Source organism: Pseudomonas sp. UBA6323, assembly GCF_002439135.1.
In the GTDB taxonomy this organism is placed as follows: Bacteria; Pseudomonadota; Gammaproteobacteria; order Pseudomonadales; family Pseudomonadaceae; genus Aquipseudomonas.
The window spans coordinates 168,251-179,719 of record NZ_DJSX01000066.1 but is presented as its reverse complement, the minus strand read 5'-3'; the positions used below and the strand labels follow the sequence as shown (position 1 = coordinate 179,719).

The window sequence follows — 11,469 nt, the reverse complement described above, 5'->3', positions numbered from 1 at the left end:
GCGGTCCGGCGCAGGCGCTTGTCGAGCAGCTCCCGCTTGGTGCCCAGTTCGTAGGTGCTGGCCTTGGCCGGCTCGTAGTTGGCCGTGCTGGCTGCGCCGTAGACCTGGTTGTTGGTGGTGGCGCCAATGGCCGAAGGTTGCGCCGACTGGCTGTAGGACAGGTAGATGCTGCCATTGTGCGCCGGCTTGAACACCAGCCCGGCGCGGCCGCCGAAGGTGTCGTCGCGACGAGTGGTTTCGTTGCCGCCGTTCTCGGTGCTGACCTTCCAGCGGTCGTAGCGCAGCGACAGCAGCAGCTGCCATTGCGGGCTGAAGGTCAGGGTATCGGAGACGTACAGGCCGGCGTTCTTCACCTCGGTGGCCGGGTCGCCGTAGCCCTTGCGCTCGTAGGTGGAGGCGAAGTGATGGGCCGGATCGGTCATGTCGAAGAACATCGCGCCGTCCGGCACCTTCATGCTCTTGTGCAGGCCGGCGTAGGTTTCCTTGTACAGCTCGACGCCGGTGACCGCCTGGTGGCCGATGCCGCCAGTGGCGAAGTCGAAGCTCAGGTCGGTCTGGTTGTCGATGATCGAATAGCGCTTGGACAGGCCGAAGTCGCTGCCGCGCAGGTAGCCATAGCGGGTGTCACCGCTGTTGGCGTAGTCAGTGTAGGAGTTGACGCCATTGACCGAGCTGACCGGGCCGACGCCTACGTAGCCGAGGCTGGCACAGCGCGTGCCGGTGCAGTTGCGGCTGCCATCGGCGTTGGCGGCGACGAAGCGCGCCGGCGACAGCACCGCCCAGTTGTCGGTCTGCTGCCAGCGCAGCTGGTTGCGCAGCGTGGTGCTGTCGTCGAAGTCATGCTCGAACAAGCCGGTCAGCGAGCGCGTCTCGGTCTGCTGGGTGTATAGGCTCGAATCGCCGTACCAGGCATCGCGCGATACGCCGGGCATGCGCTTGCCATTGCTGCCACGCTGGATCGGTACACCGCCGTCCGGGGTGTTCTCGTCCTTCTGGTAGAAGGCATCGAGCCAGAAACGGGTGTCGGTGCCCAGGCCGAAGCCGAAGGACGTGGCCAGGCCCCAGCGGTCGTAGTCGACTTCGTCGCGCTCGGCCACCGCGTTGCCGTGCTTCATCAGGTTGATGCGCACCGCGCTGGTATCGTTGATCTCGCGATTGATGTCCGCGGTCAGGCGCTTGTAGTTGTCGCTGCCGATGCCCGCCGACAGCTTGCCATCGTCGCCCAGGTGGGCGCGCTTGCTGACCAGGTTGACGCTGCCGCCGATGGCCGAGACGCCGGACTCCACCGAGCCGGTGCCCTTGTAGACTTCGGCCTGCTCCAGGTTGAAGGTGTCGGTGCGGCTGGACATGCCGGAATCACGCACGCCATCGACGGTCAGGCTCTGCTCCGAGGAGAAGCCGCGGATGGAGAACAGGTCGCCCCAGCCCAGGTTGCCCTCGCCGGACATGAAGGTGATGCCCGGCACGTTGCGCAGCACGTCCTGCAGGGTCTGCGCGTTCTGCTCGTCGAGCACCTCGCGCGGCACCACGTTGACGCTCTGCGGCGCGTCGAGCAGCGGCACGGCGATCTTCGCCGAAGAAGCCCGGTCGGTCTTGTAGGGCACGTTCTGGCCGGTCACCTGGGTGGCGGGCAATTGCACCGCGCTATCATCGGCCAGCGTCGGCAGCGTGCAGGCGCCGAGCATCAGGCCGAACGCCGGAGCCAGGGTTTTCGACAGACTCGAGGGGACTGCGGGAAGCACTTGGGACATCGATATTCCTTAAATACAATCAGTCGCATTTGTATTCGAAGGATTCTATCGATTGCGCCCCGGCCCCCTGGCTGTCGAGATGTATCGGCGATCGCATGACCTGCGCGCCACAACATTCCATTACATTTGCCCGACGGCACCGGTGTAAGGTGCTCGTCCCGCCCACAGGTGATGCCCATGTCCCGACCGGATCACATCCTCATCGTCGACGACGACCCCGAGATTCGCCAGTTGCTTTCCACCTACCTCAGCGATGCCGGTTACCAGACCAGCGTGGCCAGCCAGGGTGTGGAGATGCGCAAGCGTCTGGAGGAGCAGCTGATCGACCTGGTGGTGCTCGATCTGATGATGCCGGGCGAGGATGGCCTGACCCTGTGCCGCGAGTTGCGCGTGCGCAGCAACATTCCGGTGATCATGCTCACCGCGCGCGGCACCCTGGTCGATCGCATCGTCGGCCTGGAGATGGGCGCCGACGACTACCTGCCCAAGCCGTTCGACCCGCGCGAATTGCTGGCGCGGATCAAGGTGGTGCTGCGCCGCACGCAGAGCTTTCCGGATCGCGCGCGCCTCGATGAGGCCACCACCCTGCGCTTCGCCGGCTGGCGCCTGGACACCGCCACGCGGCAGTTGCGCTCGCCCGCCGGCCTGGTAATCAGCCTCGGCAACTCCGACTACCGCGTGCTGCGCCTGCTGCTGCAACACCCCAATCGCCCGCTGAGCCGCGACTTCCTGCTTGGCCATGCCTTCGACAAGGAACGCGCGCCCTTCGACCGCAGCATCGACGTGTGCATCAGCCGCCTGCGCCAGCATCTGGAAGACGATCCGCGTGCGCCCAGGCTGATCCGCACCGTGCGCAACGAGGGCTATGCCCTGACCGTCGAACAGGTAGAGCAAGGGTGAAGCGCTTCTGGCCCGACTCGCTGTCCGGTCGCCTGGTGCTGATCCTGGTGACCGGCCTGCTCGCCGCGCAGGTGCTGACCAGCAGCATCTGGTACGAAGTGCGCCATGGCCAGGTGCTGGAGATCCCCACGCGCCTGCTGGCGACGCGCCTGGCCGACCTGATCCTGCTCGACCGGAGCGATCCGCAGCAGGCCCTGGCATTGATTCGCGCGCTGCAGGCCGATGACTTTCGCCTACTCGAACGTCCGCCGAGCACGCCGGCACTGGACAAGGCCGACCGCAATCGCGAAGCACTGCTGCGCGAAGTGGTCGAGCAACGCACCGGAGCGGCTCCCCGCTTGCGCCTGCTGAGCCTGGAGGTGCTCGATCAGGACGGCCATCCGGCCAGCCTGCCGGTATTGTTCGGCACGGGCCCGGCCAGTGGTCGCTTTCTGGTGGAGCTGCAGTTGCCCAGTGGCCCGCAGCTCTACCTGCAGGCCACCGAGGAGCAGGGCTGGACGAACACCCCGCCGCTGTCGCTGCTGCTCGACTACCTGACCCGCATCTACCTGCTGCGCATCATCGTGGTGGTACTGATCGCCCTGCTCGCCGTGCGCCTGGTGCTGCGCCCGCTGCAACGCATGACCGGCGCTGCCGAAGCGCTCGGCCAGGACATTCATCGCCCTGCGTTGCCGGTCGAAGGTCCGCGTGAGGTGCGCCAGGCCGCGCAGGCTTTCAACGCCATGCAGCGCCGCCTGATCGACAGCATCGCCGAGCGCACGCGCTTCTTCGCCGCCGTTTCCCACGATTTGCGCACGCCGATTACCCGCCTGCGTCTGCGCGCCGAGCTGCTCGCCGACGAAGCCACCCGCCAGCGCTTTCGCGACGACCTGCAACGCATGGAGGAAATGGTCTCGGCGAGCCTGGACTTCCTGCGCAGCGGCGAGCTGCAGGACGCCCGTGAACAGGTGGATATCGACGCGCTGCTGCAGGGCCTGCAGGCGGACTTTCATGATCTAGGCGCCGAGGTGGCGATCCAAGGCAGCGCCCGCCCGCTGGTGGCGCACGCCAGCGGCCTGCACCGCTGCCTGCAGAACCTGCTGGAAAATGCCGTGCGGCATGCCGGCGGACTCATCGAAATCCAGATCGAAGACAGCGCCGAGTACATACGTATCGGCATCGCCGACCGCGGCCCGGGTATCGACGACGCCCTGCTGGAACGCGTCATGGAACCCTTCTACCGCGAGGACGAAGCACGCGGCGAAGGCACCGGCGGCTATGGCCTCGGCCTGAGCATCGCCCGGCAAATCGCCAGCGCCCATGGCGGCAGCCTCACCCTGCAACCCCGCGAAGGCGGCGGGCTGCTGGCGCTGCTCGACCTGCCGCGCCGGAGCTGAGTGCTGGTGCTTCCCATGGTTGGCACAGGCCGGTAGCTTCGACATTCATCCCACCTACAAGGAATAGTGCATCGTGCTACCCGTCATCCAGGAGGAAGTCAGCGGCTGCGGTATCGCCGCGGCCGCCAACATCCTTGGCAAGCGCTACGCCGAGATGAAGGCCATCGCCAACGCCATGGGCATTCATGCCGAAGACCAGTCGCTGTGGTCCGATACCCAGTACGTGCGCCGCCTGCTGGCCAGCGGTGGCGCCAGAGCTGCAGCCGGCGAAACGCCCTTCGTCTCCTGGGAGGCCCTGCCGGACCTGGCGTTGCTGGCCATCAAGCACCACCAGGAAAACGGCCGTGACTTCTGGCACTGGGTGGTGTTCGAACGCTCGCTCGGCCAGATGCGTGTGCTGGATTCGGCCAGCTATCTGCCCAACAACGTGCGCACCGACTTCGCGGCTATGCAGCCGAAGTGGTTTATCGCGGTGGACCGGGCCGGCGCCTGACAACTCATCGCTGAGGCGGACGGCGCAGCAGCCCGCGACCGCTGGCCGCGCCCGGATAACGCTAATTGATCTTATTTAAATTTCGTTAGCCTGATAATCTTGCCGCCCCGTTTCCTTGCCGTCCGGATAGTTCCTCGATGTCGCCGCTCCAGCGCTGCCTGCTGCCAATCCTGGCTATGACCCTGATCGCCTGCGAGCAGCAACCCGAATTCACGGCGGCAGAACCCGGCGAAGCCCTGTCGGCTGGCGCCGCCACGGTACGCAAGTTCGACCACAACGCCTTCTCTCTGCCCGCGGCCAACCTGGCGCCAAGCCGGCGCCTGGATTTTGCGGTGGGCAACAGCTTCTTCCGCAACCCCTGGGTGCCAGCGCCCGCCTCCACCACCGCGCGCGACGGCCTGGGCCCGCTGTTCAACACCAATGCCTGCCAGAACTGCCACCTCAAGGACGGCCGAGGCCATCCGCCGGAGCCGGGTACCCTCAGCGCAGCCTCCATGCTGGTGCGCCTGTCCATCCCGGCCGCGGCCGAGCATGCCGAGTTGCTGAAGCGCCAGGGCGTGGTCGCCGAGCCCACCTACGGCACCCAGCTGCAAGACATGGCCAACCCCGGCGTCGCCCCCGAAGGCAAGGTGCGGGTGAACTACAGCAGCGTGCCGGTGCATTTTGCCGACGGCACGCGGGTGGAGCTGCGCAAACCGCAGCTGGAAATCACCCAACTCGGTTATGGCGACATGCACCCGGACACTCGGTTCTCCACCCGTATCGCCCCACCGATGATCGGCCTGGGCCTGCTCGAAGCCATTGCCGAACAAGACATCCTCGCCGCTGCCGACCCGGACGACGCCGATGGCGACGGCATTTCCGGGCGCGCCAACATCGTCTGGGATCGCCAGCAGCAACGCAGCGTACTCGGCCGTTTCGGCTGGAAGGCCGGCCAGCCCAACCTGAATCAGCAGAATGCCGACGCCTTCGCCAACGACATGGGCCTGACCACCTCGCTGATACCTCGCGACAACTGCACCGCTGCGCAGGCCGATTGCCTGGCCGCGCCCCATGGCGGCGAACCGGAGGTCAGCGACAACATCCTCGCCAGCGTGCTGTTCTACAGCCGCAACCTCGGCGTGCCGGCGCGGCGCAACGTCGACGCCCCGGAGGTGCTGAAGGGCAAGAGCCTGTTCCACCAGGCCGGCTGCCAGAAGTGCCATACGCCCAGCTTCACCACCTCGGCCGATGCCGCCGAGCCTGAGCTGGCCAATCAATTGATCCGCCCCTACACCGACCTGCTCCTGCACGACATGGGCGAAGGCCTGGCCGATGGCCGCGAGGAGTTCCTCGCCAGCGGCCGTGAGTGGCGTACGCCACCGCTGTGGGGCATCGGCCTGACCCAGGCCGTCAACGGCCACACCCAGTTCCTGCACGACGGTCGCGCACGCAACCTGCTGGAAGCCATACTCTGGCACGGCGGTGAGGCCGAAGCGGCCAAGCAGCAGGTGCTGAAATTCGATGCCGATGAGCGAGCCGCGCTGCTCGCCTTCCTCAATTCCCTTTAAGGAGCCCGAGATGTTGCACAAGAGCCTGATCGCCTCCCTGCTCGGCCTGGCCCTGGTCGGCTGCGGCCAGCAGGATCAGACCGCCAAGGTCACCGGCGCGCTCACCGACGGCGTACTGCTGCCGGCCTATACCAGCTGGCAGGAAGCCGATCGCCAACTGGCCGAACGTGCTGCGGCCTTCTGCGCCGGCAGCGCCGAGCTGCCCGCCGCGCGCCAGGCCTTTCTCGGCGCCATGAGCGCCTGGTCGGCGCTGCAGCCGCTGATGCTCGGCCCGCTGGCCGAGGGCAACCGCGCCTGGCAGGTACAGTTCTGGCCGGACAAGAAGAACCTGGTGCAGCGCCAGGTCGAGGCGCTGCTCAAGAACAAGCCGCAACTGACCCAGGCCGACCTCGCCAGCGCCAGCGTCGTGGTGCAGGGCCTGACCGCCTCCGAATACGTGCTGTTCGACGCCGACATCGACCTGGCCCAGGCAGAGCAGAAAGCCCGCTACTGCCCGTTGCTGCAGGCCATCGGTCAACATCAGCAAGCCCTGGCTACCGACATCGTCGCGCAATGGCAGGCCGACGAGAGCGGCATGGCCGCACAACTCAAGCAGTTCCCCAACGAGCGCTACGCCGATTCCAAGGAAGCGGTGGCTGAACTGTTGCGCGTTCAGGTCAGCGGCATCGATGGCCTGAAGAAAAAACTCGGCGCGCCGCTCGGCCGCCAGACCAAGGGCATCCCCCAGCCCTACCAGGCCGAATCCTGGCGCAGCGGTGCCAGCCTGGCCAACCTCGGCTCGGCACTGGCCAGCGCCGAACTGCTCTGGCACGGCAACAACAAGGACGGCCTGCAAGCGCTGCTGGGCAGCGACCAGGCCGAGCTGGCGCAACGCATCGACGCCGCCTACCTCGACACGCGCCAGCGCCTGGCCGCCTTGGACCTGCCGCTCACCGAACTGCTGGCCAGCGAAGCCGGCCGCACGCAGTTGAACGAGCTGTACGACAGCCTCAACCGTCTGCATCGCCTGCAGGAAAGCGAGCTGGCCAGGGCCCTCGGCGTACAGATCGGTTTCAACGCGCACGACGGGGACTGACGGATGCAACGCAGAACCTTTCTCGGTCTCGGCGCGGCAGCGGCCAGCCTGGCGGCTGCGGGCGCCTTCGGCGGCTGGACGCTGTTCGGCCCCTCGGGGCAACCGCTGCTGCTGTCGGCCCGTGACGACGCTGATGGCAAGCACTACGCGGTCGGTTATCGCCTCGACGGTGAACGCGCATTCGCCACCGCGGTGAACGAACGCTGCCACGATGTGGTGCCGCACCCGACCTTGCCGCTGGCACTGTTCGTCGGCCGCCGCCCGAGTACCGAAAGTTACCTGATCGACACCCGCGACGGCCGCCTGCTGCAAACGCTCAGCTCACCAGCCGGGCGCCACTTCAACGGCCACGCGGTGTTCCACAAGAGCGGCGAATGGCTATACACCACCGAGAACGACACCACCGAACCCGGACGCGGCGTGCTCGGCGTCTATCGCCTGGACGCTGAGCGACTGCAACGCGACGGCGAACACGGCACGCACGGCGTCGGCCCGCACCAGCTGTTGTGGATGCCCGATGGCGAAACCCTGGTGGTGGCCAACGGCGGCATCCGCACCGAAGCGGAAAGCCGCATCGACATGAACCTCGATGCCATGCAGGCCAGCCTGGTGCTGATCAAGCGCGACGGCAGCCTGGTCAGCCAGGAGTATCTGGCCGATCAACAAAACAGCATCCGCCACCTGGCCGTGGCTCGCGACGGCACCGTGGTCAGCGGCCAGCAGTACATGGGCGACATGCACGATGCCGTACCGCTGCTGGCGATCAAACGCCCCGGCCAGCCGTACCAGCCCTTTGCCCTTGGCGAGGCGCAGCGCGCAGCCATGAACCAGTACACCGCCAGCGTGGCCATCCATGACGAGCTGCGCCTGCTGGCGATGACCGCACCACGCGGCAATCGCTTCTTCATCTGGGATCTGGACAGCGCCGAGGTGCGCCTCGACGTGCCGCTGCCTGACTGCGCCGGCGTCGGCGCGGTGGCCGATGGCTTCGTGGTCACCTCCGGTCAGGGCCGTTGCCGCCTGTACGATTGCCGCGGTGCGCGCATCGTCACCAACGCCCTGCAGCTACCGGCCGGCCTCTGGGACAACCACCTGCGCCTGGCCTGAGCCATGACCTGAGCCGAGCGTGCCGGGCTCAGGCGCTGCCGCGCTCGATCAGTTCGAAGCCCACGTCCAAGCGCAGTGGCTGACGCGCAGCTGCTGGCTCGGCAATACGCTCCAGCAGCGCTTCGGCGATGGCGCAGCCGATGCGCGGCCCGTCCACCCGCACGGTGGAGAGCGGCGGATGGGTATGCGCCGCGCTGGAAAGGTCGCCGAAGCCCATCACCGCCAGATCCTCGGGGATACGCAGGCCACGGCTCATTGCCTCGGCCATCACCCCTTGCGCCACCGTATCGGAACTGCACACCACCACCTCACCGGCAGCGCCCTCCCGCAGCAGACGCGCCAGGCCTTCGCGGCCGACCGCGAGCGTCGCCGGTGCCGGCAGAATCTGCGCCGCCACTGGCGCCGCAACGTGCCCGTGCAGCGCCGCGACCAGACTGCGATAACGGCGCAGGCCCCGCGGATCATCGATACCTACCGCCGACACTCGGCGGTATCCCTTGCCGATCAGGTAGCGCGCCACCGCCTGGCCGACGGCCTCGTGGGAGAAGCCGACCAGCATATCCACCGGGTGCTCGCACAGATCCCAGGCCTCGACCAGCGGGATGCCGACCCGCGCCAGGCGCTCACGGCTGGCTTGGGAATGCTCGGTTCCGGTCAGCACGATACCGTCCGGGCGCCGCCCCAGCACCGCTTCGAGCAAGGCCTCCTCCTGCTCGGGGCGGTAGCCGGTCAGGCCCAGCAGGGTCTGGTAGCCGGCGGCAGCCAGGCGGTCGGTCAGCGCCTGCACGGTGTCGGCGAAGATCGAGTTGGCGATGGTCGGCAGGAAGATCGCCACCAGCCGGCTGCGGCTGGATGCCAACGAGCCGGCGGCCAGATTGGGCACGTAACCGGTCGCGCGCACCGCCTCCAGTACGCGCTTGCGGGTCACATCGGTGACCACTTCAGGTCGGCCGAGCGCGCGTGATACGGTGATCGGCGACACCCCCGCCACCCTGGCCACGTCGATCAGCGTCGGTGCCGCACTGCTGCGAATACCGGCAGGTTTCCTGCCCATCTCACGCCTCCAAATCAATCAAGCGCCTTGCACAAGCACGCTCCACGCTCGCCGAGATACGTTGTCATACAACTTTAGTCAAATACGCCGAGCCGATCACACTCCAGCGGTTCACCGAAACCACCGGCAGGTTCTCCGAAATACGTCGAGCACATACGAGAAACCGCCGTAATAGAGCGGGCAAATCGAAAATTCCGTTGGCCCGACAGCGAGACCGAATCTGTCCAACGAGCCTGGCGACAGGCAGAGCGTCCTTATCAAATTCCCGCAACTGTCACGTTGACATTGACCAGGCTGGTGCTGATAATCGATTCAAGTCATACGACAACGTATGACAAACCAATAACAACAAGCAATAAGAGTCCAGGCCCCGCCATGACCACGATCTCCAGCGAACTGCGCCCCTTCAATCGCCTGCTGCTGACCGGCGCCGCCGGCGGACTCGGCAAGGTACTGCGCGAACGTCTGCGCCCCTACGCCAACATTCTGCGCCTGTCCGACATCGGCGAGATGGTCCCTGCCGCCGGCCCCCATGAAGAAGTGGTGCGCTGCGATCTGGCAGACAAGGCCGCGGTGCATCAACTGGTCGAAGGCGTCGACGCCATCCTGCACTTCGGTGGCGTCTCGGTCGAGCGCCCCTTCGAAGAAATCCTCGGCGCCAATATCAGTGGCGTGTTCCATGTCTACGAAGCCGCCCGCCGCCATGGCGTGAAACGCGTGGTGTTCGCCAGCTCCAACCATGTCATCGGCTTCTACAAGCAGGACGAGCATCTCGACGCCAACTGCCTGCGCCGCCCGGACGGCTATTACGGCCTGTCCAAATCCTACGGCGAGGACATGGCCAGCTTCTATTTCGATCGCTACGGCATCGAGACCGTCAGCATCCGCATCGGCTCTTCCTTCCCCGAGCCAGCCAACCGCCGCATGATGAGCACCTGGCTGAGCTACGACGACCTCACCCACCTGATCGAGCGCTGCCTGTACACCGAAAACGTCGGCCACACCGTGGTCTACGGCATGTCGGATAACCGCGACGTGTGGTGGGACAACAGCAAGGCCGCGCATCTGGGCTTCAAGCCCAAGGACAGCTCGGAAGTGTTCCGCGACAAGGTCGAGGCGCAGCCGATGCCGGCCGCGGACGACCCGGCACGCATCTACCAGGGCGGCGCCTTCGTTGCAGCAGGCCCATTCGGCGACGACTGAAACGTCGCCCCACCGCCACCCGATGCCATAACAACAACTAGAGCGCCCCTGCCATGACAGCCGAACTGATTGTCGATGCGCGCAACGCCACGGGTGAAAGCCCGGTCTGGAATACAGCCGAACAGGCCCTGTACTGGGCCGATATCCCCGCCGGACGCTTATATCGCTGGTCCGCCGCCACTGGCCAGACGCAGAGCTGGCAGGCCGAGGAAATGCTCGCCTGCATCGCCATGCATCCGGCTGGCGGCTGGCTCGCCGGTATGCAGAGCGGCATTTTCCATCTGCGCCCGCAAGACGATGGCAAGGTGCAGGCCGAACGCCTGGCGCAGGTCGAGCACGCCCGCCCGCAAATGCGTTTCAACGATGGCCGCTGCGACCGCCAGGGCCGCTTCTGGGCCGGCACCATGCTGCTGGACATGGCCGCAGGCGCCCGCGTCGGCGCGCTGTATCGCTACGACGGCCAGCTGCAGCAGGTACTCGACGACTTCATCGTGCCCAACGGCCTGGCCTTCAGCCCCGATGGCCGCACCCTGTATCTCTCCGATTCGCACCCGAGCGTACAAAGTGTCTGGGCCTTCGATTACGACACCGACAGCGGCACGCCGCACAACCGTCGCCTGTTCATCGACATGACGCAGCATCCGGGCCGCCCGGACGGCGCTGCGATGGACGTCGACGGCTGCTACTGGATCTGTGGCAACGACGAGGGCCTGGTGCACCGTTTCACGCCCGATGGCCGCCTCGACCGTTCGCTGGCCGTGCCGGTGAAGAAGCCCGCCATGTGCGCCTTCGGCGGCGCGAATCTGGACACCCTGTTCGTCACCTCGATCCGCCCCGGCGGCGACCTCTCCGACCAGCCGCTGGCCGGCGGCGTATTCGCTCTGCAGGCTGGCGTATGCGGTATCGAGGAGCCTGCCTTCAAACCCTGATCCGATTCACCCCGGGCCGTTCGCGGCACCG

10 protein-coding genes are annotated in these 11,469 nt (G+C 66.5%); 8 read left to right on the top strand and 2 right to left on the bottom strand.

Annotation, left to right across the window (positions count from 1 at the left end; all coding sequences use genetic code 11):
* Nucleotides 1–1,751: TonB-dependent receptor (locus B3P22_RS16555; protein ID WP_296271717.1), on the bottom strand; the 1,751-nt coding region annotated here is incomplete at its 3' end.
* A gap of 177 nt (nucleotides 1,752–1,928) precedes the next feature.
* On the opposite strand from B3P22_RS16555, the gene B3P22_RS16550 reads away from it, so the two are divergent.
* The 6 genes from B3P22_RS16550 (at nucleotide 1,929) to B3P22_RS16525 (ending at nucleotide 8,252) form a co-directional block, all read left to right on the top strand.
* Entirely contained in the window at nucleotides 1,929–2,651 is a 723-nt protein-coding gene (locus tag B3P22_RS16550) for a response regulator (protein WP_296271716.1), read from the top strand.
* The gene (locus B3P22_RS16545; protein WP_296271715.1) at nucleotides 2,648–4,027 is read left to right on the top strand and encodes an ATP-binding protein; all 1,380 of its coding nucleotides are present in this window, start codon (nucleotides 2,648–2,650) and stop codon (nucleotides 4,025–4,027) included. The genes B3P22_RS16550 and B3P22_RS16545 overlap by 4 nt, the downstream gene beginning before the upstream one ends.
* A gap of 73 nt (nucleotides 4,028–4,100) precedes the next feature.
* Nucleotides 4,101–4,520 carry a hypothetical protein gene (locus B3P22_RS16540; protein ID WP_296271714.1) on the top strand — a complete coding sequence of 140 codons (420 nt, stop codon included), beginning with the start codon at nucleotides 4,101–4,103 and terminating at the stop codon, nucleotides 4,518–4,520.
* A 137-nt stretch (nucleotides 4,521–4,657) separates the two neighbouring features.
* Nucleotides 4,658–6,070, top strand: coding sequence for a di-heme oxidoredictase family protein (locus B3P22_RS16535; RefSeq protein WP_296271713.1), 1,413 nt, complete (start codon nucleotides 4,658–4,660; stop codon nucleotides 6,068–6,070).
* Between the two features lie 10 nt (nucleotides 6,071–6,080).
* The gene (locus tag B3P22_RS16530; protein ID WP_296271712.1) at nucleotides 6,081–7,145 is read left to right on the top strand and encodes an imelysin family protein; all 1,065 of its coding nucleotides are present in this window, start codon (nucleotides 6,081–6,083) and stop codon (nucleotides 7,143–7,145) included.
* Between the two features lie 3 nt (nucleotides 7,146–7,148).
* Nucleotides 7,149–8,252, top strand: a complete 1,104-nt coding sequence (locus tag B3P22_RS16525; protein ID WP_296271711.1) for a DUF1513 domain-containing protein — start codon at nucleotides 7,149–7,151, stop codon at nucleotides 8,250–8,252.
* Between the two features lie 28 nt (nucleotides 8,253–8,280).
* Here B3P22_RS16525 and B3P22_RS16520 read toward each other — a convergent pair whose 3' ends face one another.
* Complete coding sequence (locus tag B3P22_RS16520; protein ID WP_296271710.1) at nucleotides 8,281–9,306, bottom strand: LacI family DNA-binding transcriptional regulator; 1,026 nt, start codon at nucleotides 9,304–9,306, stop codon at nucleotides 8,281–8,283.
* A 375-nt stretch (nucleotides 9,307–9,681) separates the two neighbouring features.
* On the opposite strand from B3P22_RS16520, the gene B3P22_RS16515 reads away from it, so the two are divergent.
* Both B3P22_RS16515 and B3P22_RS16510 read left to right on the top strand, forming a co-directional pair.
* Nucleotides 9,682–10,509: an NAD-dependent epimerase/dehydratase family protein gene (locus B3P22_RS16515; protein WP_296271709.1), complete on the top strand. Its 828-nt coding sequence runs from the start codon at nucleotides 9,682–9,684 to the stop codon at nucleotides 10,507–10,509.
* Nucleotides 10,510–10,562: 53 nt separating this feature from the next.
* Nucleotides 10,563–11,438 (top strand): SMP-30/gluconolactonase/LRE family protein, encoded by an 876-nt coding sequence (locus B3P22_RS16510; RefSeq protein WP_296271708.1) that lies wholly within the window; start codon nucleotides 10,563–10,565, stop codon nucleotides 11,436–11,438.
* Nucleotides 11,439–11,469 lie beyond the last annotated feature (31 nt).

Excerpts from the sequence above, each read along its gene's own strand:
- B3P22_RS16550 (WP_296271716.1), top strand. The coding sequence starts at position 1,929 with ATGTCCCGACCGGATCACATCCTCATCGTCGACGACGACCCCGAGATT.
- B3P22_RS16535 (WP_296271713.1), top strand. The coding sequence starts at position 4,658 with ATGTCGCCGCTCCAGCGCTGCCTGCTGCCAATCCTGGCTATGACCCTG.
- B3P22_RS16530 (WP_296271712.1), top strand. The coding sequence starts at position 6,081 with ATGTTGCACAAGAGCCTGATCGCCTCCCTGCTCGGCCTGGCCCTGGTC.
- B3P22_RS16525 (WP_296271711.1), top strand. The coding sequence starts at position 7,149 with ATGCAACGCAGAACCTTTCTCGGTCTCGGCGCGGCAGCGGCCAGCCTG.
- B3P22_RS16520 (WP_296271710.1), bottom strand. The coding sequence starts at position 9,306 with ATGGGCAGGAAACCTGCCGGTATTCGCAGCAGTGCGGCACCGACGCTG.
- B3P22_RS16515 (WP_296271709.1), top strand. The coding sequence starts at position 9,682 with ATGACCACGATCTCCAGCGAACTGCGCCCCTTCAATCGCCTGCTGCTG.
- B3P22_RS16510 (WP_296271708.1), top strand. The coding sequence starts at position 10,563 with ATGACAGCCGAACTGATTGTCGATGCGCGCAACGCCACGGGTGAAAGC.